Annotated in this window: 18 protein-coding genes; 8 read left to right on the forward strand and 10 right to left on the reverse strand. The window is 68.3% G+C overall.

Going from position 1 to position 21565, the window contains the following annotated elements:
• Nucleotides 1-169 precede the first annotated feature (169 nt).
• The 4 genes from VFZ09_RS38580 (at nt 170) to VFZ09_RS38595 (ending at nt 3314) form a co-directional block, all read left to right on the forward strand.
• Complete coding sequence (locus VFZ09_RS38580) at nt 170-1054, forward strand: DUF2381 family protein (RefSeq protein ID WP_329732781.1); 885 nt, start codon at nt 170-172, stop codon at nt 1052-1054.
• Nucleotides 1051-1863 (forward strand): hypothetical protein, encoded by an 813-nt coding sequence (locus VFZ09_RS38585; RefSeq protein WP_329732782.1) that lies wholly within the window; start codon nt 1051-1053, stop codon nt 1861-1863. Before VFZ09_RS38580 ends, VFZ09_RS38585 begins: the two co-directional genes overlap by 4 nt.
• A gap of 13 nt (nt 1864-1876) precedes the next feature.
• Nucleotides 1877-2833, forward strand: a complete 957-nt coding sequence (locus tag VFZ09_RS38590; RefSeq protein WP_329732783.1) for a hypothetical protein — start codon at nt 1877-1879, stop codon at nt 2831-2833.
• 346 nt (nt 2834-3179) lie between these two features.
• Entirely contained in the window at nt 3180-3314 is a 135-nt protein-coding gene (locus tag VFZ09_RS38595; protein WP_329732784.1) for a prolyl oligopeptidase family serine peptidase, read from the forward strand.
• On the opposite strand, the gene VFZ09_RS38600 is transcribed toward VFZ09_RS38595, so the two are convergent.
• Complete coding sequence (locus tag VFZ09_RS38600; RefSeq protein WP_329732785.1) at nt 3287-4021, reverse strand: head protein; 735 nt, start codon at nt 4019-4021, stop codon at nt 3287-3289. The two genes, VFZ09_RS38595 and VFZ09_RS38600, sit on opposite strands and share 28 nt — an antisense overlap.
• A 63-nt stretch (nt 4022-4084) precedes the next feature.
• Nucleotides 4085-5956: a CotH kinase family protein gene (locus tag VFZ09_RS38605; protein WP_329732786.1), complete on the reverse strand. Its 1872-nt coding sequence runs from the start codon at nt 5954-5956 to the stop codon at nt 4085-4087.
• Nucleotides 5957-6495: 539 nt separating this feature from the next.
• Here VFZ09_RS38605 and VFZ09_RS38610 point away from each other — a divergent pair.
• Both VFZ09_RS38610 and VFZ09_RS38615 read left to right on the forward strand, forming a co-directional pair.
• Nucleotides 6496-6924 carry a hypothetical protein gene (locus VFZ09_RS38610; RefSeq protein WP_329732787.1) on the forward strand — a complete coding sequence of 143 codons (429 nt, stop codon included), beginning with the start codon at nt 6496-6498 and terminating at the stop codon, nt 6922-6924.
• Nucleotides 6921-7718 (forward strand): hypothetical protein, encoded by a 798-nt coding sequence (locus tag VFZ09_RS38615; RefSeq protein ID WP_329732788.1) that lies wholly within the window; start codon nt 6921-6923, stop codon nt 7716-7718. Before VFZ09_RS38610 ends, VFZ09_RS38615 begins: the two co-directional genes overlap by 4 nt.
• Before the next feature lie 19 nt (nt 7719-7737).
• Here the strand turns inward: VFZ09_RS38615 and VFZ09_RS38620 are convergent, their stop codons facing one another.
• The 4 genes from VFZ09_RS38620 to VFZ09_RS38635 all read right to left on the reverse strand — a co-directional run bounded on the left by VFZ09_RS38620 (nt 7738) and on the right by VFZ09_RS38635 (nt 13159).
• A complete protein-coding gene (locus VFZ09_RS38620) occupies nt 7738-9567 on the reverse strand; it encodes a serine/threonine-protein kinase (protein WP_329732789.1) in 1830 nt (609 codons plus the stop codon).
• A gap of 232 nt (nt 9568-9799) precedes the next feature.
• The gene (locus tag VFZ09_RS38625; RefSeq protein ID WP_329732790.1) at nt 9800-10216 is read right to left on the reverse strand and encodes a hypothetical protein; all 417 of its coding nucleotides are present in this window, start codon (nt 10214-10216) and stop codon (nt 9800-9802) included.
• 387 nt (nt 10217-10603) lie between these two features.
• Entirely contained in the window at nt 10604-12052 is a 1449-nt protein-coding gene (locus VFZ09_RS38630) for a pre-toxin TG domain-containing protein (RefSeq protein WP_329732791.1), read from the reverse strand.
• Nucleotides 12053-12094: 42 nt separating this feature from the next.
• A complete protein-coding gene (locus VFZ09_RS38635; RefSeq protein WP_329732792.1) occupies nt 12095-13159 on the reverse strand; it encodes a mannose-1-phosphate guanylyltransferase in 1065 nt (354 codons plus the stop codon).
• A 145-nt stretch (nt 13160-13304) separates the two neighbouring features.
• Between VFZ09_RS38635 and VFZ09_RS38640 the strand changes: the two genes are divergently transcribed.
• Nucleotides 13305-16013 (forward strand): GDSL-type esterase/lipase family protein, encoded by a 2709-nt coding sequence (locus VFZ09_RS38640; protein ID WP_329732793.1) that lies wholly within the window; start codon nt 13305-13307, stop codon nt 16011-16013.
• Between the two features lies 1 nt (nt 16014).
• Nucleotides 16015-17439 (forward strand): MBOAT family O-acyltransferase, encoded by a 1425-nt coding sequence (locus VFZ09_RS38645; RefSeq protein WP_329732794.1) that lies wholly within the window; start codon nt 16015-16017, stop codon nt 17437-17439.
• Between the two features lie 5 nt (nt 17440-17444).
• Here VFZ09_RS38645 and VFZ09_RS38650 read toward each other — a convergent pair whose 3' ends face one another.
• The 4 genes from VFZ09_RS38650 to VFZ09_RS38665 all read right to left on the reverse strand — a co-directional run bounded on the left by VFZ09_RS38650 (nt 17445) and on the right by VFZ09_RS38665 (nt 21563).
• On the reverse strand, nt 17445-18692 hold the full coding sequence (locus tag VFZ09_RS38650; RefSeq protein WP_329732795.1) for a hypothetical protein: 1248 nt from the start codon (nt 18690-18692) through the stop codon (nt 17445-17447).
• A gap of 180 nt (nt 18693-18872) precedes the next feature.
• Nucleotides 18873-20240: a sensor histidine kinase gene (locus tag VFZ09_RS38655; RefSeq protein ID WP_329732796.1), complete on the reverse strand. Its 1368-nt coding sequence runs from the start codon at nt 20238-20240 to the stop codon at nt 18873-18875.
• 16 nt (nt 20241-20256) lie between these two features.
• On the reverse strand, nt 20257-20652 hold the full coding sequence (locus VFZ09_RS38660; protein WP_329732797.1) for a response regulator: 396 nt from the start codon (nt 20650-20652) through the stop codon (nt 20257-20259).
• 311 nt (nt 20653-20963) lie between these two features.
• Entirely contained in the window at nt 20964-21563 is a 600-nt protein-coding gene (locus VFZ09_RS38665) for a CoA pyrophosphatase (RefSeq protein ID WP_329732798.1), read from the reverse strand.
• Nucleotides 21564-21565: the final 2 nt, after the last annotated feature.

A 21565-nucleotide genomic window follows, 5' to 3' on the forward strand; every position in this document is an offset into this window, starting at 1 on the left:
TTGACCTGAGAAGTTGCGAGCCAGGGGCGACGCCGTTACTCCTATGAATGACGAGGTCTGCCTGCCTCAAGGTGCGGTTCCTCTATTGCCCCCGGCCAGCGCGACGGTTCTCAATCTGTTTTGGAAGTCCAACTGTAGTACAAGGACCTCGGGCTGGAGGTTTCACCCCATGCTTTCAAGCGCGTTGTCGCTCACCTTGACGCTCCTCTCCGCAACTCCGGCGGCGGCGGTGGTGAGCGTTCCGGAGCAGCAGGTCCGGTCCGTCTTGATGCCTCCTGACGGAGGCGCCATCGATGTGTTCGTCCGGGTATTCGTCGAGCATGACGCCTACACCACTACGGCCGTGGCCTTGCCGGCTCCGGTCCAGGATGTCGAAGCGGATGCTGATGCGCTGGTGGAGCCGGAGACGAGGACGCGGGAGGAAGTCGGATGGGGGAATCGTCTGCGGGTGGCCGCCCGCCGCCCGGTGGTGACGGGCCCCGGATTGGAAGTGCGCCTCACGTTGGCGGACGAGACCCGTGTCACCTTGCGTCTCGTCACGCGGCCCAGCATCATGGACGTACTCCTGAACCTCCGGGAGCGCCCGGCCATCAACCCCGAGGAGGGTGCTCGCCTGGCGCAGGCACGACTGATGCGCCCCCAGTCCTTGGGAGAGATCGTTTCCGACAAGACCCGGCTCATCGCCGAACGAGGCTCCGAAGCGGTCATCCACCGGCTCCCAGGCAATGGTTATTCCTTCAAGCAGACCAACCGGCTCGCGCTTTCCTTCGTCGATGTCGTTCACGACGCGGGAATCTCGTACGCCACCCTGCTCATCCTGAATCGCTCGGACTCCGAATGGCCGATCGATCTGGAGCTGCTCGGTCTGGTGGGTTCAGCCAGCGGCCAGGTGCGGATCATCTCCCGTGCGTCAGAACTGGCTGTCATTCCCCCGGGAAGAATGTCCCGCATAGTCCTGGCCTATGAGACCCCTGCTTCTGATTCCGAGCTCCTGGCAACGGTAGGCGAGCCCGGTTCAGATCTACCCTGCTTGCTGGTGACGGTGATTCCATGATCTCACCGCTCGCCCAGGCGGTGATCGCGCTCGTCATGGTGGCGGGCACCGAGGAGCACGAGAAGACCGCTCCGCTACGGGCTCGCGCCCGAGCAAGCAATGCCCCAGTGTTGGACTCAGCGAAGTCCTTGGAGAACCAGAAGGGAAGCGTCATGAATGAATCGGTGAAACCCCAATCGCGCCGCACTCCTGGAAGGGATGGCTGCTCGAGAGTCCTGACGGCCATGACGGGAGCATGCCTGATCGCCGGTTGCTCGGGCGTTCGCGTGCTCCCAGATGGGACAGCCGCATGTTCTCCAGAGGCCATCGCTGAAACGAGGCGTCTGGGTATCCCGCCACACTCCTATTTCACCGTGGAGGTCCTGGGATTGCCCGGAAGCGTCGGCGACGTGGCCCTCATCCAGGAGGGTCCCATCGAGGTCCGTGTCATGAGTCCTGTCTATACCTACGTTCCGGATGAGATCGCCAAATCCCCACTCTGCACCGATCATCCATCCAGTTGGGTCGTTCCACCTGAATGCAAGGGGAGGACGATCGTTACCGATACGGCGCTGCTCTACGGTGAGGCCCGCTTCAAGGACGAGCGCGTCCAGCTCCGTCTCCACCAACTGCGAGACCTGGGAATGATCGGTCCATTCTGCGGGGTCATCGCGCAGCGGCGTTCGCTATCGATGGTGGGCCTGGAGAAGAATCCGCCCGAGGCCTTGAGAATGCTGGGCATGAAGCAACCGCCTCCGGGGACGGTGGCCGTCTGGTCTCTCGCCGAAGTGCTGATCGTCGAGGATGAATCGCAGAAGCCGAGGCTTTGACAAGGAGCTGGATGTGACGCGAGTCCAGGAGGAACTGGTCTCGGCCATCAAACAAGGAGACGAGGCCCTCGCCCGGAAGCTGGTGTTCCAAGCCGGGACGGGCTCCCGGCAGGTGCGCGCCGTACTGGAAGCCATGCTGGAGGAGCCCGCGGCACTCTCGAGACAAGCGGCGGTGTTCGGCCTGGGGGAAGTAGGCGGCACGGCCAGCGTCCGGCGCCTGGAACAGCAGCTCGCTCTGGAGGAAGCACGCCAGGATTACGACGGGGAGACCGTGGCGGAGGACATCACCCGCGCGCTGGGCCGTATCGAGGAAGCAAGTGCGAGGGCGAGCCTGGTCCGGAAGCTGGAGCGGCTGGTGGCCAGCAAACCGGAACGCTCGGCCATCAATGAGCTGGCGTGCGCGCTCTGGAGAAGGAGACATCCGGACCTGATCGCCACCGTGCGCAAGAACCTGGAGCACCTCGCTCTACCAGCCCCACATGGCCTGCACGGTCTTCTGGTGTTGTTGGAGAAATCGCCGGAGGAACTCGCGGTCTGGGCCCGAGACCCATCGGTGCCACCGGAAGACAAGACGCGAGTGCTCATACTGCTCCAAGAAGAGATACCGGACTCCCTTGTGCCGGTACTGCCCGCGTTCATCTCCACGGAGCATGCCTTGCTCGAGCCGGCGATACGTGAGCAGGGCGAAGCCGCTTATTACTGCGAGCGCCTGCTCTCCCTGATCCTCTTGCACCGGGAGCGGCTCATGCCCACGTTCGAGGAAGAGACACGCGCCCTGCTGCGTAGCTTGTCTCGGGAATTGGTGGGATCCGTCTCGGCCAATTGCTCCATCCGGGCCGCGATACTCCTGAAGTTCGTGGGACGTTCAGAGGATGCCGCGCTCATCAAGGCCCACCGGCCTCCTGACCCGGTGGGAGCCAAGGTCTTCGATGATGCCGCACGGGCACTCGACGACGCAGGGAAGCACTGACTCACGGCAAAGATGCTCGGGGGCCTGGAGCACCTGACGGTGAGCGACCTGGCCTCGGGAGAGCGGCACCGGGTCACCCTGCCCGAGCAGGTGTACGAGGTGGGGCTCGCGCGGAACGAGGAATGCAACACCCAGGAGACGGTGCTCGGAGGGAACGAGCCCTCGCGCTACACCACCGAGCGGCTGCACGTGACGGCGGTGGACGACACGCGCATCCCGGTCAGCATCGTCTACCGCAAGGACGGCAGCGCGCCCATGTACCTCAAGGGCTATGGGGCCTACGGCGCTACGCCCTCCCTGGGCTTTTTCGCCAATGACCTGTCCATGAGCACTGCTGGCGGGGGCTGTGCTCAACCTGCGCCCGGACCTCTTCCGGGTGGCGCTCGTGCACGTCCCCTTCGTGGACGTGCTCACCACGATGATCGACCCGTCCCTGCCGCTCACATCCAGCGGCTACTGCTCAGCCAGCGTCAGTGGATAGAGGGCTCGGTGGTTCACGTTCTCCTGATACACCGCCAGGTGAGACTTGCCGCCGATGGTGATGAAGGCGTGCCTGGTGGTGGGAGGAGTCTTCGCGAGCCATGACTCCGCATCTTCCTTCGAATCGAATGCGGCCACGGCCGGGAGCAGACCCTCCTCCAGGTGACGTCCGATGAACTCCTTGAGGGTTGGAATCGGAAGAAAGCCAGGCTCCCTGCGCTCGCGGCTCCGCTTGACGGAATGGTATTGATTCCCGATCAGCACCCTTGCTCCGTACGGTGGGACAGATTGCTCGTCCAACCATGCTTCCGCTTCGGAGTCCGTCTTGAATGCGGCGATGACGGGCGGAAGGGTGTCGGTCTCCCAGTAGTGAAGGTACTCCTCAAAGCCCTTCTTCTGGCCAGAGACCTCGACGAAGGCGAGTGCGTCCATCACCGCGAGGAGGATCTCCTTCTCCTCGGCGGAGGAAGCATTCCTTCGGATGCGCTCGAGGAACTCGGTGACCTGGACGAAGGAAGGAGCGGGGGAAGGGCCGGCGGTTCCGCTCGTGCGGAATTCGTCGAAGCGATAGAGCTGGCCGGTGAAGTAGATGAAGGCAACCGCGCCATTCGCCACATCGAGGAGCTCACGCTCCTCCTCCGACACACTGCCCTCCTGATACCCGCCGAGCAGTGGCATGGCATCGCCCGGGAAGTGTTCGATGATCATGGGATGGACGTACTCGGCGAGTCAGGGTAATGCAACCTCCCTCCGGCGTCCTCCAGAACGGCCTCACGGCCCGGCCTGGGGGCCGAAGGACTCGGCGCCGCGAGGCTGGCGTCCGTAGGCCTCGCCCGGATTCAGCGGCGCCAGCCAGAGCAGGTCGATGGCCGTCTTCCCATCCGCCGCGTAGAGGGACACCTCGGGCCTCTGTGGATCGAGCGTCGCGCCCAGTTGTGCCGTCCCGGCGGCCCCCTGACGGAAGGTGACGGCCTGTCCCGGCCCGACACCGAGCGCCGGCAGCGTCCACTGTCCGGGCACGCGCGTGAAGCCCGAGAGCAACAGGCCTCCCACGGACACCGGCGCGGAGCCCCGGTTGTACAGCTGCACCCAGAAGGCCCCCGATGCATCCCGGCCCACCCGGTCGATGACCAGCGCCCCACTCCCGAGCGACTCGATGTCATGGATGTGCTGGAGCAGCCACTTGCGGCGCTCGCGCACGAAGCGGTGGAGGTGCTCGGAGCTGCCCGCGGCGTGCGCGGGGCTGATGTACGGATCCACCGTCTTGCCGTCCGGCCCGGGCATGATGAACGGGGCGAGCAGCGTGTGCATGGCGTCCACGCGCGGACCGATGTTCTCCTCGGTGAACCACGTGTCGAGCAGCTTGCGCAGCCGCTCCACGTACCGGGCGCGCAGGCCCGGATCGTCGTAGATGCGCGTGGAGAGCGTGCTCCAGGCGGGCTTCATGTCCTGCATGTCCGGGAAGGTCCGGCGGAACTCGGCCAGCTCGTACACGTGCGGGTCGTAGGCCGTGAAGCTGAAGAGCGGATGATCCTCCTTCGCGCCCTGCTTCACGCCGTTGGTGCGGTTGTAAAGCGACAGCGCGTTGTTCAAATCCCACGGCACGTACGTCCACTTCCCCGTCTCTCGGTCGTAGGCGAGATAGCTGCGCGAGTCGCCCTGCAGGTCGTTGTCGATGAACGTCTCCAACGCCAGCCAGGTGAGGTAGTCCTCCAGCTCCAGCCGCTCCTGGACGAAGGCCGGGAACTGGTGCGGCGCCGTGCGGTTGATGCCCTCGAGGAAGCTCCACAGCCGGTCCCACGGCTCCTTCTCGTTCGTCTTCTTGTCCCAGCGCTCCTGGTACTGCTCCTGCGGCGGCTGGTGCATCTCACAGTCGTGCATGCCACAGCGGTACAGGTCCCCGTCCTCATCGAAGTCGTGGGCCTCGAGGAAGTCCTTGTTGACGGACTCCAGCTCGGTGAAGACGCCCTCGTATTTCGTGATGACGCCCCCGTCTTCCTGCACGAGGTGCAGCTTCACGTGGACGTAGCGCGCCCGAGGCACGCGCAGGCCCACGCTCGCCGCCAGGTCGTACCAGAGCTTCTCGGTGAGGTAGCCGCCGTCCTTCCACGTCGCCAGCAGCTCGATGTTCTTCTTCCCCTCGAAGCGCTCCTCCTTCTTCTCGAAGCGCACATCCCAGGACTTCTTCACGATGCGCGGGTCCGTCTTCGTCGAGCGTCCGCGGAAGCTCAGCACCGCCGGGTACGTGCGGCCCTCGTGCGTGAAGCGGCCCTCCACCTGGAACTTCTGCGAGGCAGGATCCGGAATGTGCGCCCAGAGGGCCTGGTAGTCCTTCTGTGTCAGCGTCAGCTCATAGGTGGAGATGGACGTCTGCAGCGCCGGCCACCGGGGCTTCTCGGGCGAGGGCCTCGAGCCCGTCTGGCGCCCACCGTCTGGCATGCCCGCGTCCGGTGGCGTCCCGGCATCCGGCGTTCCCGCGTCCGGTGGCGTGCCCGCATCGGGGCGGCCCGCGTCCGGCGTCCCGGCGTCGGGCTGCCCGGCGTCGATGATGTCCGTGGGGTCCTTGCGCGCGTCAGGTGCGGGCTCGGTCGAGCCACAAGCGCCCAGGAGAAAGAGCAGTCCGGTGAGCAGCGCGATTCTCATGCGCTCCATCGAGGAGCAAGGGCTGCGCCAGGGCTGTCGTCCTGTCCGCGACAGGAGTCAGGGCAGCCCTCGGGTAGGACATGAGAAGCGGGCTACCCAGGGCGGGTGGAACGCATGCCTTGGAGAGCACTCACGGAGACGCCGAGGGGCGCGCCGGTTCCCTGGCTTCCGCTCGAACCCGCAGAGGCACTCCTCAGCAGGCAGGTTGTTCGGCTACCGACACCCGCCCCCGCCATCCGTTGAGCAGTGGATCAGCACACAGAATGCTGCCCCGCATGAGAGAAACCTATGCTCCCTCCAGGGTGATTGCAGTGGGCGTGGCCTTCATTCTCGTTTCTTGCAATGTGACGCGCCACTCAGCCGCCGCGCCTACGGGCCCCGAGAACCTGGCCAGATACGCACTCGTTCTCGAGTCTCGACCCGGTGAAGAGGTGACGCACGCCTGGACACCCGTCGCGGACCTCGAGCTGACGCAGTATCAGCGTCAACTGGCACTGGCGCGACCCCATGGGCGGCTGGAGCAGACAAGCACCCGGCCCATGACCGACGATCAGATTCGCGAAGCGTGCTTCGAAGTCTACGAAAATTGCATGACGAGGTGTCTGGACAATCCCATTCCACGCTGGGCCAGCAGCTATCGCTCCAGATACCCGAACACCGCCGGAGGAAGAAAGGCGGCCAGAGAGGCTTTCTGCGGCGAGGAGTGTGCCAAGGAGCGCGACGCCTGCGTTCAGAAACTCAAGCGCAGTACCCAGGAAACCTTCGAGTTCTCCTCCGCTGAGGGTGCCATCGACTGGCTCGAGCGGCACAAAAAGGAGATCGCCGTGGGCACCGTCATCGTGATCGCGACCGTGGTCTTCGTTGCTGTCGCTTGCGGAGCGGGCGGGTGTCTCCTCTTGATTCCGCTCGTTCTCGTTGCCTCCGCGGACATCCCCGCCGGGTCCCAGCTCACGGAGGCCCTCCCATGAAGAGCGGCAACTCCCTCGGCGACGCGATGCTGCGGCTGCTCGAGTCCCTGAGGAAGAGCGAATCGGAAGAGGAAAGAAGGATTCTCGAGATTGCCAGCGGCGCGGCGGCGTTCCTCTCCCGCTCCGGCCAGCGCCATCGCTTCGAGGATTTCAACAAGGCCATGAAGCCCGGGCCCATCCCATCGGTGTCCTTCGCCGAAGAGATTCGCTTCCTCGAGCATTGGTGGGCCCGCGCGCCCTCGGCCAGCGAGAAGGACTCCCTGCTCGTTGCCATCCGTGCGCTCGCATACATCGAGTCCTCCGGACAGCGAGAGGCCCTCGACGATTACCTCGTCTACTGGCGGAACAGCACACTCCCCCCCGTCATCGCGGTCTTCCAGACTCGCGACGAGGCGGAAGCCTGGATGGACGCGCAACTTCCCCCCCCCACCATGGCGAGCATTCTCATCGCGGACAGCTATCACCTCGTGCTCGCCAGCCGTGAACGAAGGGAGCCCCTCTTCGCCCGGGTGCCCATCGTCGCCGAGTTCATCGAGGGCGCACTGGACAACGGCCTCCCACCGGCAGTGGCCTCATTCGAGACGCGTGAGCAGGCCGAAGCGTGGCACGCGAGTGTTCCCGACCCCCCAAGGCATGCCTTCATCACCATCCAGGGCGAGCACCATGTGGCCGCCTACTGGAAGAACGTCAATCACCGCGCGCTCTATCCCTTCACCCTGGCCGATGAGTTGAAGAAGGAGAGGCGCGAGCGGGATGAGCGACTCGCCCATCGTGAAAAGGACGAAGGGGAGTAGACGAACTCGGCGTCCTCCTTCACCTCATTGCGGGTGGAGCGCTGGAATGGGCGGGCGCCGGTTCCCTCGCCTCCATGCGCATGCGCTGGATGAGCGATTGGTAGTACCGGTGCAGCGAGACGTTGAGCGGATCCACGCGGAGCGCCTCGGCGTAGCGCGCCAGTGCGCCATCGAGCACGTCCTGCGCCTCCAGGAGGATGCCCTCGTCGAAGAGCGCACGCGCGCGGGACTCGGCATCCGGACGGGCGGCGAGGAAGGCCTGGCGCAGGCGCTCCACGGCGTTCAACTGCACCCCGGCGGCAATGCACCGGGCCACGCCCCGGAAGTTGCCCCGCGAGGCATCGAAGCGCGCACGGGCCAGGGGCTCGCTGAGCGTCTTCCGGGCGGTGTCCACCTTCTCCCGGAGGGCCTCGAGGGCCCGGCGCTGCTCGGCCGGCAGGGGCCGCTGCCAGAAGGGCTCCAGCCGGCGCTCGGCCTGGACCACGCGCCGCATCACCTCGGCGAAGTCCGCATGCGGGTGGACGGCCAGCAGCGTGTACGGATCCTGGCTGCACGTGGCGGCGCGCGACAGCAGTTGGGCGAGCTCCGGGTCCGGCGAGGGCTCCGCGGGAGGCGGGGCCAGCGCCTGGGCAATCAGCCGGCGCACGTCGTCCGAGGGCTCGGAGAACTGGAGGATGTAGCCCTGACGGCCGCCCCAGGTGCGCGCCTCCTCGGAGGGAAGCAGGCGCACCACGTCGCAGGTGCAGGCGAGCACCCAGCCATTGAGCGAGAGCTCCACCTCGAGGCGCGCCCCAAGCCGCGGCAGCGGCCCATCACAGGCGATGCGCAGCCCCTCCTGGCTCACGTCGTTCACGAACACCGGCTGCAGTCCCCTGCCCTCGGGGTCCTCGACCCGCACGTGGAAGGCGGGAGGCGCCAGGCAGCCGAAGGCGGGCCGCCGCATGGCCTCGTGCAGGGCGGAGCGGAAGGCACGGGCGGTGGTGAAGCGCTCGTCCGGACGCAGCGACATGGCCTGCATCAGCACCGCGGACAGCGCGGGCGGCACGCGCGACTCGAGGATGTGCGGCGGCAGCGGCTTCGTGGGCTTGTGGACGAGCAGCATCTCGCCCATGCGCCCGCCACCGCCGAAGGGCAGCCGTCCGGTGAGCAGCCGGTAGCCCAGCACCGCGAGCGCGTACAGGTCCGCGCGGCCATCCGGCTCGGCGCGCACCCACAGTTCGGGCGCGAGGTAGCCCGGGCTGCCCACCACCATGCCCGCGGCGAGCTCCTCCTCGGTGAAGCCCGCGGCCAGCGTGGCGGACATGCCGAAGTCGAGCACCTTCACCCGCCGCTCGCCATCGCGGCCCGTGGTGAGGATGAGGTTCTCCGGCTTGATGTCGCGGTGGACGGCACCGCACGCGTGCGCGGCCTCCAGGCCCTCGAGCACCTGCGAGAGGAGGAACACGACCTCGGCGGAGGGCAACGGCAGCGGCAGGTGCGACAGGGCCGTGCCGTTGACGTACTCCATGAGGAGACAGTGGTGCCCGTTGGGCGCCTGGCGCACGTCGAGCACCCGGGCCACGTTCGGGTGGAGGATGTGCTGAGCGGAGCGGGCCTCCGAGTAGAAGCGGCCGAGCACCGCGGGATTGCTGGCCAGGTGCGGGTGGAGCACCTTCACCGCGAAGTTCGCACCGCTGGAGGGGTGCTCGGCGAGGTACACCGTCCCGAGCGCCCCGGCGCCCAGCTTGCGCACGAGGACGAGGGGCCCATAGCCCATCCCGGACAGCGTCTCGCTGTCCTCCGGAGGACCCTCGGGCCGGATGCATGAAACAGTCGTTGGATGATCATTGAAGCAGTGGTTGCAACCCATCGCCGCCCCCCAGCGGCGCTCGCCTGAACGGCAGCGCCCCCTGGAGTGTTGCAACCTGCATGCACCCTTGCTTCGTCACGCACTCAACGTGACAAGCGCCGGAAGTGCCGTGGCGCGCCGTCGGAAAGACGGAGTCGTCCGGTAATTCCTGCAAACACAGCCCTGAAAGAACGGGGGTCCCTCTTCACTCTCGAGAGAGGAGAAGGAGGTACGGAGCCCACCGGACCGGGTTTCAGTGGATGACTTTGGAGAGGTCCTCGAGGGCCGGTAGGCGGGTGGGAGGCGTGTGGTGCGTGTGGTCGTAGAAGCACCCGGTCCCGAGCTGTTCGATCAGCGCGCGCTCCCGCGCATCGCCCTGCTCGGTGCCCGCCTCGGTGGGCAGCTCGTAGGGCTGGACGAGGACGAGCTCCTCACCGAGCATCTTGCGGCAGTCCTCGGGCAGTGAGGCGAGGCGTTCGCCGAACATGCGCACGAACGGAGGACCGAAGAAGTTGCGCCAGAAGAGGCCGGAGAGGCCCGCGCTGTAGTTGCGGAGGGTGAAGGTCTCGATGGAGCCGTGGCCATTCTCGGCGGGAATCTCACGCCGCGTCTTGCGTTGGATGTCCTCGGCCAGGGAGGCCTCCGCCAGCGGGGAACTCACGAGGCGCATGATTTCAACCACCTGCTCAAGATGAGCGGCACGCCATGCGGGCTTGGACGCTAATTTCGCGGAAGCCCTCCACGCAATGTCTCCGTTGTAGCAATAAGGCCGGGAATCATAGCGGGCGGGAGAGATGCAGAGGAAATCACTGTCCGTCCGTGCCGCGATGCAGAGGGACTGATGTTCCTCGTAGGTAGCAACAAGCGCGCCGTAGTCGATGTGGCCAGGTACAAGCTGGTTCTCGAACGAGGGGACGTGCTCGTATCGCCTGGGCACGAACCACTGGTACTTCTCGAAAACGAGCCGAAGAAGCTCCCGAACCATCGCGCTTGATGGCTTGCCCGGAGGAAGAGCGATGTTCGACTTGAGATAGCGAAAACGAGGCATGAGCGGGTCTCAAGGTGAATACCTCACGCTCGCCTTCCCGTCATTCTCCAGCTTCTTGAGGGCATAAAGCAGTGGTTCGGTCAAATGTGTCTTCCCCGAAGGATGCTTCGCGGAACGAACCCACAGCTCGATATGCCCGCCATGATCACGCACATACTCGATCATGGCCTTGAGGTTCCCCGAGTAGGCCAGTTCCTGGCGGCCCTTCGCCTCGATGAAGCGATAGGGCTCGCCCCACACCAACTCGCTGGGGTTGCCGCGCACGGAGTCCGGGATGAACCCCACGGCGCCCTTGCCCAGCGGAGGCATCATCACCGACGTGTTCTTCACGTAGCCCTCCGCCTTGAGAATGCCGTCCTCGAAGACGTTGCCCGCCTGCTTGTTGGCGAGGATGGAGCGGTAGAGCCGTTCCCACTCGGGGTCCACGGAGGAGGAGAAGCTCCGGTACTTGCGCGGGTTGCGGAACTGGTAGTCCACCCAGCACTGGGCCATGTGCTGGGGCGTCCCCGGCAGCAGCCACGTCCCATCCGGCAGCGTGCGCATCCCCAGCACGGGCAGCACCTGCCCATGTCCCAGGGCATTGGCGGCCATGCGCAGGGGCTGCTCCAGCGTTCCGGCCACCCGCTGGAGGAAGACCAACTCCGCGCCGGTCAGCGTTCCGCCCCTGTCCGCGGCTCGCTGGAGGACGCGCTCGATCTCCTTCACGTCCTCGGGGCCCAGATGTGAAGCAACGCGGGAGAGCGCCCGCACCTCGTCCAGGCTCCTGCCGGTGACGAGCGCCACCCGCTGGAGCGCGGCCTCTCCTCCCTGCTTCAGCAGCTTGCCGTTGGCGAACGGCAGCAACACCCCCAGCAGATGGATGAAGCGCTCGGGATTGCTGAGCGGATGTCCGGTGAGGCTGTAGCCGGACATGGCCGCCGACAGGTCCGTCACCTCGCCCAGGATGGGCGTGAGGCCAACGGCCAGTTCCACCACCCATTCCTCCGCCGTGTATACGTCCTCGGGCGGCGGCGTGTAGTCGAGGTGGGGTGGAGCCCTCTTACCCAGGTCGATGGCAGTGGCCAGAGCCGAGCGGCTGGCCAGCAGGTAGAGCGCGACCTCCGAGGGACTTCGCCGCAGGAAGTCCGGGTCCTGGGTATGGCTGTAGGCCCAGGCGAGCGTGGCCCGCACGAGCGCATCCAGGGACTTCTCGCGCAGCGGATGCTCGGTGAGGAGGTGGCCGGGAGCGATGCGCCGCAGGTGCGCGGCATGCGTCTCCATCAGACGCATCCCCCACTGCAGGTACTCCTCCAACTTCTCCTCCACTGCCTTCCAGCGTGCTTCTTCCTCCGGACGTGCCCAGTCCCCACCCGCGCCAGACGCCGGAGCCGAGGACAGGGCCCACGTCCGGGTGCGCGAGGCCCGCCAGGACTCCGGCCCCGCGCAGGCCAGCAGCAGGAGCAGCAGGACGCCCCCCATTCTCCACCCGGGTGCGTCCCGTCTCCCGCGCATGGCCACGGCCTACAGGTACTTCTCGCGCTTGCGGGCCTTGAGGGCCTCCACCACCTTGCGCACGTCCTGGCTCTTGTCCTTGGGCACCACCAGCACCGCGTCGCCCGAGTCCACCACCACCATGTCCGTGAGCCCCACCACCGTCAGCGGACGCTTGTCGGCCAGCACCACGCAGCCCTTGCAGTCCACCACCACTGCCTCGGCACCCGAGATGACGTTGCCGTGCTCGTCCGCCGGCCGCACCTCCGGAATCGCCGCGAAGGAGCCCACGTCGCTCCAGCCGAAGTCTCCCGGCAGCACCGCGATGTTGCCCGCCTTCTCCATGACGCCGTAGTCGATGGAGATGGAGGGCAGCTTCGGGAACACCCGCTTGAGCACCCCCGCGAAGGTGCGCTTGCCGGCCGCCTTGCGCAGCGCGTCCAGCCCCTTCTTCATCTCCGGCATGTGCTTCGCGAAGGCCTCCAGGATGACGTCCGCCCGGAAGACGAAGATGCCCGCGTTCCACAGGTACTCGCCCGACTCCACGTAGCGCTTCGCCGTCTCCGTGTCCGGCTTCTCGCGGAAGGCCTTCACCTGCCGGCCCCCGCCCTCCAGCGCGTCACCCACCTGGATGTAGCCGTAGCCCGTCTCCGGACGGTGCGGCTTGATGCCCAGCGTGACGAGGTGCCCCTTCGCCGCCACCTGCGCCGCCTCGGCGATGGTCTTCTTGAAGCCCGCCACGTCCGCCACGTGGTGGTCCGAGGGCAGCACCACCAGGATGCCCTCCGGGTCCTTCGCCGCCACCTGCACCGCCGCCAGGGCGATGGCCGGCGCCGTGTTGCGCGCCACCGGCTCCACCAGGAGGTTCTTCTTGGGCAGCCCCTTCACCAGCTTCGCCGCCTGCTTCGCGTGCAGCGGACCGCAGACGATGAGGGTGTCCTTCACCGAGGCCAGGCCCTTGAGCCGGATGGCGGTGTCGGTGATGAGCGGGTTCTTCGAGGCCAGGGGAAGGAACTGCTTGGGACGCGCCTTGCGCGACAGGGGCCAGAAGCGGGTACCGGAGCCGCCGGCCATGATGACGGGATGGAGGGTCATGGGCGGCGCACCCTAGCGTATTGCCCGCCGCTCGCCAGGGGCTCGCTCGCCCGGCTGCCCCACGAACGTCGGCAGGAGTTTTGACCCCGCCCCGAAAAGCCAGTCTCATGCCGGCGCGTTGGAGTCCAAGCACACATCGGCAGGTTTGACGCTCGCCCTCACCCTGGCGCTCGCGGTGGGGCTGTCGCTCGCCCCGCTCCCCGAGGCGTGGCGGCCCATCCCCAGCCTCGCCCAGGGGCCGGTGGTGCCGCAGCTCATCGCGCTCGTCACCACCTCCAGTGCCGCCGCCAAGCGCAAGGCCATCGGCGTCGAGCCCGACACCGGCCCCGCCCCCGAGGTGCCCGACCTCCCCCCGGAGGAAGAAGAGACCGAGGTCGTCGAGGCCGACACCTCCTCCGATGGCGGCACCGTGGCCCCGCCGCCCGCCGTCGCCGAGTCCTCCGACACACTGGGCATCGCGAACCTCGGCCCCGCCACGCTCGCCAAGGCCCTGCGCATGGAGGCCCTGCGCGAGAAGATGGGCTCCAAGCACGTGGACCTCGACCCGGGCTGCCGCCGCATGGGCGCCTCCGGGTGCGAGGAGGGCGGGTTGGAGCCCTTCTTCAAGGCCCTGCGCGGGCTGCACAACGGCAGCCGCACCACGCCCGTGCGCGTGGAGCACCTGGGTGACTCGCTCATCGCCTCGGACCACATCAACGACGTGGTGCGCGAGCGGTTGCAGGAGCGCCACGGCTCGGGCGGCAAGGGCTTCCTCTACATCGACCGCCCCACCCGCTCCGGCCGCGGCGTGCGCGCCGGCCAGGCCTCCGAGGGCTGGGAGTTCATCCGCATCATCGACCGCGCGCCGCCGAAGGACCGGCTGCCCTTCACCGGCGTGGCCTTCACCGCGGGCGTCAAGGGCTCCCAGGACGTGCGCTTCGACATCGGCGACGCGCGCACGGCGGAGATCTTCTTCCTCGCCCAGCCGATGGGGGGCTCCCTGCAGGTGCTCGCCGACGGCAAGCAGTTGCAGCGCCTGCAGACGCGCTGGACTCCCGCCGAGGTGGCCAGTGCCCGGGTGAAGCTGCCCGAGGACGCCAAGACGCTGACGCTCAAGACGCGCGGCAAGGTGGAGCTGCACGGTGTCTCGATGGAGAACGGCAAGCCGGGCGTGGTGTACGACACCCTCGGCCTGCCGGGCGCCTACGCGGGCGTGTTCCTGCGCACCCATCCGCCCTACTTCCGCGCGCAGATGCGCCAGCGCAAGCCCTCGCTGGTGGTGCTCATGTTCGGCGGCAACGAGGCCTTCCGCCTCTCGCGCGACTGGACGAAGCCCGAGGAGATCAAACAGGAGGCCGAGCAGCTGGTGAAGCTGGTGCGCGAGTCCGTGCCGGACGCCGCGTGCCTCGTCTGGTCTCCCATCGACGCGGCCGTGCGCACCATGGGTGGGGAGCTGATTCCGCGCCGGGGCTCGCGCATGGTGGCGGACATCTTCCGCGACGTGGCCAAGGAGGGCGGCTGCGCCTGGTGGGACGCGCTCGAGGCCATGGGCGGCGAGGGCGCCGCCATCCGCTGGCTGTCCGCGGGCATGCTCAACGAGGACCTCATCCACCCGCGCGCCCGGGGCTCGGACCTGCTGGGCCACCTCTTCGACCTGGCCATCCAGCGCGCCTACGCCGCGAGCAGCCCGCCCCGCATCGCCGCCGAGCCCTCGGGCCTGCAGAACACCGAGAAGTCCCTCCTCTCCACCTTCCGGCGCCTGAGCAAGCTGGAGAAGGGCGAGGACGCGCGGCTGGGCATCCTCCAGATGGGCGCCTCGCACACGGCCTCGCACTCCTTCACGGATGCCATGCGCAACGCGCTGGCGACACGCTTCGGCGACGCCGGGCGCGGCTACATCTCCGCGGGCAAGCCGTCGGACCGGCTGAAGCCCGCGGGTGTCTCACGCGAGCTGACGGGCGAGTGGACGGTGGAGGACGCGCTGCAGGCCACCACCCCCGGACAGGCCTGGGGGCTCAGTGGCACCCGCGCGGTGGGAGCTCCCGGCGCCTCGCTGCGCATCCGCTTCTGCGAGGGCTGCACCGCCGCCGCCACGCCTCCCGCGCGGCTCTCCCTGTACTGGCTGGACGGTCCCGGCAGCGGGCGCATGGAGGTGAAGGTGGATGGCCACGCCATGCCGCCCGAGCCCGCGCCGCCCGAGCCCTTCACCTCGCCCACGGTGCGCATCCGCTCCTTCCCCGTCACCGGCCCGGCCCACGAGCTCGAAGTGCTCAACCAGGGTGGTGGCCCGCTCACCGTGCTCGGCGCGGCGCTGGACCTGGAGCAGAAGGGCATCGCCTATGACGCGGTGGGCCTGCCGGGCTCCACCGCCTCCACGCTGGCCAGCGTGGACCCCCAGGCGCTCTCCGCGCAGCTGTCCTCGCGCAAGCCCCAGCTGCTCGTCTTCTGGTACGGCACCAACGAGAGCGGCCAGCCGGACCTGGACGCGGAGAAGCTGCGCACCGAGTACGGCGCCCTCATCTCCCGGCTGCGCAAGGACGCGGGCGGGGCCGAGTGTCTCGTCATCGGCACCACGGACCGGCTGCAGCAGGGCAAGGACGGCAGCTGGGAGGAAGCGCCCGCCCTGGCCCGCGTGGTGACGGCCCTGCCCGAGGTGGCGCGCGCCCAGGGCTGCGCGTACTGGTCTCCCCGGGCGGCCATGGGTGGGGACTGGAGCATGCTGCGCTGGCAGCGCGACGGCCTGGGCCACACCGACGGCATCCACCTGACTCCCGAGGGCTACGAGAAGCTCGCGGGCTCGTTCCTCTCCGACCTGCTCGCGGCCTACGAGGTCTTCAAGACCCAGCCGCCAGCGCTCGCCGCGGAGGGCGGCTGACGTGTATTTCCACAGCCTCCAGTTCCTCTTCTTCCTCACCGTCACCTTCAGCCTCTACTGGGCGCTGCACCGCCACAAGTGGCCGCGGCTGGCCGTGCTGATGGTGGCGAGCGTCTTCTTCTATTCGATGTGGACGCCCTGGCCCCTGGTGCTCTTCTTCGGGGCCACGGGCATCAACCACCTGTGCATCAAGGGCTTCCGCCGCTCGCAGAAGCCCGGGGTTCGCAAGGCGCTGTTGACGGTGTCCATCGTCAGCACGCTCGGGGTGCTGTGCACCTTCAAGTACGCGGACCTGTTCCGCGAGACGGCGGTGGCGCTGCTCGGCCCGCTGGGCGTCCACGTGCGCACCCAGCCCTTCGGCCTGCTGCTGCCGGTGGGCCTCTCCTTCTTCACCTTCCAGGCCCTCAGCTACGTCATCGACCAGTACCGGGGGGAGATCCAGAAGGAGCACTCGTTCTTCGAGCACCTGCTCTACCTGCTCTTCTTCCCGCACCTGGTGGCCGGCCCCATCGTGCGCGCCTCGCACCTCATCGAGCGCTTCGACGACACGCCCTCCCTCACCGCCGACGAGGGAGGCCGCGGCCTGTATCGCATCGCGGTGGGCCTGGCCAAGAAGCTCATCATCGCGGACGTGCTGGGCAGTGGCCTGGTGGACCCCGTCTTCGCCTCGCCCGAGGCGTACACCTCGGCCGAGTGCCTCGTCGCGGCGGTGGCCTACAGCTTCGAGCTCTACTTCGACTTCTCGGCGTACTCGGACATCGCCATCGGCACGGCGGCGCTCTTCGGCTTCAAGTTCGCGGAGAACTTCAACCGCCCCTACCTGGCGACGAACCTCTTCGACTTCTGGGGCCGCTGGCACATCAGCCTCTCCAACTGGCTGCGCGACTACCTCTACCGGCCGCTGGGCGGCAACCGCGTCTCCAAGCCGCGCGCGCTGCTCAACCTGATGATTACGATGGGCCTGGGTGGACTGTGGCACGGAGCGGACTGGCGCTTCGCCATCTGGGGTCTCGCGCACGGCGCCATGGAGTGCTTCATCCGCGTGTGGTGGTGGATGACGGGCAAGCCGCCGAAGGAAGGCAAGATGGCGGTGGTGCGCGCGGGGCTCGGCTGGGTGGCCACCTTCACCGTGGTGGTGCTCACGCGCATCGTCTTCCGCTCGCCGAGCCTGGCGCACGCGGGCGAGATGTACCTGCGCCTCTTCGAGGGCAGCCTGGGGCTGGCCAACGTGAGCACGCTGGTGTGGACGATGCTGGCGGTGGCGGCGGTGAGCCACGTGACGCCGCTGAGCCTCTTCCACAAGGCGGGAGATCTGTTCGTGCGGATGCCGGTGCCCGTGCGCGCGGTGGTGCTGGTGCTCGTGGGCCTGGGCGTGCGCCACCTGACGTCCGTCGAGACGCGCCCCTACGTCTACTTCCAGTTCTGAGTTGGCTACGCCGCCCAGCGGCGCACGATGCGGTCCGTGGCCTCGGCCTGGGCCGCGTCCGCCAGCAGCTCCATGCCCACGCCCCGCGCGCCCAGCCGCACGCGTCCACCGCCGGCCGCCAGCTCCGGGCGCACCTCGTCCGCGTGCCACAGCTCTCCCCCGCTGGCGTGCACCACCTGCCGCATGCGCACGTCGAACTCCGGCTCCGACAGCAGCCGCATGTGCTCCACCAGCAGCTCCACCGTCACGTCCGCCTCGGGCTTGCGGCTCCCCGGGCCGGCGAGGCCGCGGAAGACGTCGGCATAGCGCTCGGCCGGGAGGAAGGCGGCATACCCCGGCCGCAGCACCGCCACCCCGGGCTCCGCCTGCTTCGCGGACCGCGCGCTCTCCGGCGCACGCCACGCCGGGAGCACCGACACCTCGTGCACCCGCGGCGTGCCGTCCACCTCGCCCGCGAAGGGCGACTGCCGGTGCAGATCCAACAGCGAGGCCAACAGGCCCGCGCGGCCCGCGTGGCGCACGGTGAAGGCACGGTCACCCTCGACGCGCACCTCGCCCCAGGCTGGCAGCGCGGAGATGCCACCGGAGCCGATGGACGCCAGCGACACCTGCACCGGCTCGCCGAAGCGCGGCTGCCACATCAGCCGCTTCGCGGTGAGCCAGAAGCGCCCCGTGCACCGCAGGTAGTAATAGAGGACGAGCGCCCCGCCCGCGAAGAGCATGGGCGCGGGCCTGCCGAACCGCTCCAGGCCGTAGCGGTTGGTGAGGACCAGCAGCGCGAACACCCACGTGCCGGGCCAGGACAGCAGGTGGCGCAACCCCTGCCGGCCCTCGAGCAGCACCGGCTCGTCACCGCCGGGCGGCTGGGGCCGGGGCTCGCTCAGCAGCGTCTCCAGGCGCCCGAGCATCTCGCCCAGCGGCGCCTCGCCCCGCCGCGTGAAGTGGGCGAGCCGCTTGCGCGCGAGCACCTCCAACCGCTCACGCTGCCGCAGCAGCCCGGGGGAGCCGCCGTCGCCCTGGGCCAGCAGCTCGCGCAGGGGCGCCTCCAGCAGCCGGGCCTCGCGCAGCGGCTCCGTGTTCGCGCGCAGCAGCCGCTTCCAGCGCGGCGAGCCCATCATCCGCAGCAGTCCCGGGTAGCAGGCGGCGGATTGGGCCACGACATCCAGGACCTGACGCACGCCAGACCCGGAACCGTCCTCGGAGGGAGTGCCGGGACCGGCGGGGGCGACGACGCGGGGGGAAGCCTGGAGCATGCCGTGAGTCCTCTCGACGGTTCCCCCACCCAACGGCCTGGACCTGGGGTTTCCATCCAGGTCACGAATCGCCGGCACCGATACGACGATGCCTGGGGGGCGAACAGCCAAGCATAACGTCCCCGCCTGACTCCCCGCCAACCCCGGGAAGCGCGGCCCCTGATGCACGGCGTCAAACCCTCAGGCCCTGCGCCGGCGCATGCCCCCATCCGTGGACGGCTCGTACTGGAGGAGCGGCGGCACGAGCGGCAGGCGGAGCTTGAAGCAGGTGCCCTTCCCCTCCTCGCTCTCCACCTCGATGCGGCCCCCGTGCGACTTCACGATGCCGTGCACCACCGACAGCCCCAGCCCCGTGCCCTCGCCCGAGGGCCTGGTGGTGAAGAAGGGCTCGAAGAGGTGGCGCTTCGTCTCCTCGGACATGCCCGTGCCGGTGTCGCTCACCTCCACGAAAATGGACTCCCCGTCGCGACGCGTGCGGATGCGCACCTCCCCGCCCGAGGCCGTGGCCTGCCCGGCGTTCGCCAGCAGGTTCACCAGCACCTGGACGATCTGCCTCGGCCGGCCCACCGAGCGGCCCACCCCGCCCAGCTCCTTCTCCACCCGCACATGGCTCAGCTGGCCGTGGGCAATCCGCAGCGCCGTCTCCACCTCGGCGTCGAGCTCGTACGAGGTGTGGGCCTCCGGGTCTCCCCGCGCGAAGCGGCGCAGGTCCCCGACGATGGTGTTCACCCGCTTGATGCCGTCCAGCGTCGCCGGGAGCACGTCGTCCACGTACTCCTTCATCACCTCGGACAGGTTCGGCTCGTCGCGCAAATCCCTGAGCATCGAGTGGACGTTGCTCGTCACGAAGCTCATCGGGTTGTTGATTTCATGCGCCACGCCCGCCGCCAGCATGCCCAGGCTGGACAGCCGCTCCTGCTCGAGCGCCCGCTGGTGCAGCTGCTGCAGTTCCTGGTGCGCGGCCTCCAGCTCGCCGTGGGTCCGCGCCAGCGTCCGGTGGGCCTGCTCCAATTCCTCGCGCTGCCGCAGCACCTGCCCCAACATGCCGCGCACCAGCGAGGCCCGCTTCTCCGACACGATGAAACCGAAGGCCCCCAGCAGCGTGAAGGCCAGGGTCGTGCCCGGCTCGGAGCCCGTCAGGAGCGACGCCACGGCCATCACTCCCAGGTACACGGCCGCGCGGTGGCGCACCCACGCGTCCATCCCCGAGAACCAGAGCAGGTTGTAGGGCACGAAGATCCACACCAGCGCGGACCAACCGGTGAGGACCCCGTACGCCACGACGCCCACCACGTTGACGAGCAGCCGGACCGTCTCCGCCACGCGGCGGCCGCTGTGCCGGGCCACCCACTCGGTGAACACCGCGTTGGCGAGGGTGAGCACCCCCGCCACCGCCAGCAGGGTGAACATCACCCGCCACTGGCCCCAGTACCAGGCCACCAGCACCCCGTTGAAGACGGCGGGACCCACGCTCGCGATGGCCTGGGTGCCCCTGTGCACCTGCTCCGCGTCTACGTCCGGCACGGGCTGCTTCGCTCGAACCTCCATGGGTGCCGCGGACCGCTCAGGTTCCCGAGGTGGCCGAGCCCTGGCCCGGGCCCGGACCCTGAGCGCCCAGCAGGGCGCGCACGTCGGCCACCAGGCGATCATCGTCCCAGGGCTTGCTGATGAAGTGGGAGATGACCCCGGACTCGGACCCCCCCGACAGGTCCGCGTGCCCGGAGATGAGGACGCGCGCGGCCCGGGGCGCGATGCGCAGCACCTGCCCGAGCAGCTCCAACCCGTTCATCCCCCGCATGCGGAAGTCGGAGATGACGACGTCCGCCTCGAAGGTGGCCAGCTTCTCGATGGCCTCCTGGCCATTGAGCGCCACCTCGATGGAGAAGCCCTCGCGCCGCAGCAGGCGGCGAAGGGCTCCAACGACATGTACTTCATCATCGACGATGAGAATCCTGGCCATGGGGGCTCCGAGCCACACCGGCACGTGTATCCACCCTACACCAGAAGCGGGACGTGCTCGTGCCGGGACACTGCGTGGACAGGACGGCGAACGCTCGAGTGCCGGCATGCGGCACGAGCGGCCAGCCGGAGTCATTCACCCAGCAGCAAGCGACGGCGTGGGGCGTGAGAAGGGCAGACATGGGACAACGGTCACGAAGACAGGCAAATCCCGACGTCAGGAACTGCTCCGGGTCCCGGTGAATCCTGGCCCGGCCGTCAAACAAGGAGAATCCCGAAAGAATAACAGAGACGGCCCCGCGCGGCGCGGACTCAGCGTGATTTCGGAGCGGAGAGGCCGGACCCCTGGGAGGCCAGGCGCAGCAGGTCGCGGAGGATGCGGCCGGTGGCGCCCCAGATGACGTGGGTGCCGTAGGTATAGAAGTCCACGTCGTACTCCACCCCACGTACATGGCGGCGCTCGGTGCGGCGGATGGCCGGGTCCAAGAGGACCTCCAGGGGCACCTCGAGGATGAACTCCACCTCGTCCGGGTTGGGCCGGTACTCCAGGCCGTGGGGGATGACGCCCACGAAGGGCTGGATGCGGAACTCGGTGAGGGTGGGCACCTCGTCCAGGGGGCCGAGCACGCGTACTCCGGACACGTCGATGCCCAGCTCCTCGCGCGTCTCGCGCAGGGCGGTGTGCAGGGGGGTGGGGTCCTCGGCGTCGCGCGAGCCGCCGGGGAATGAGTACTGGCCGGCGTGGTGGCGCAGCGTGGTGGGGCGCTTGGTGAAGAGGACGTGGGGGGCGCCGTCACGCACGAGCAGGGGCACCAGCACCGCGGCCTCGCGCATCACGACGCCGGGCAGGTGCAGGGCCCGGGGCGTCCGGGCGGACAGGTGCTTCTCCAGCGCGTCGAAGAGTGCGTCCACGG

This window comes from Archangium sp., from assembly GCF_036277355.1.
Classification (GTDB): Bacteria; Myxococcota; Myxococcia; order Myxococcales; family Myxococcaceae; genus Archangium.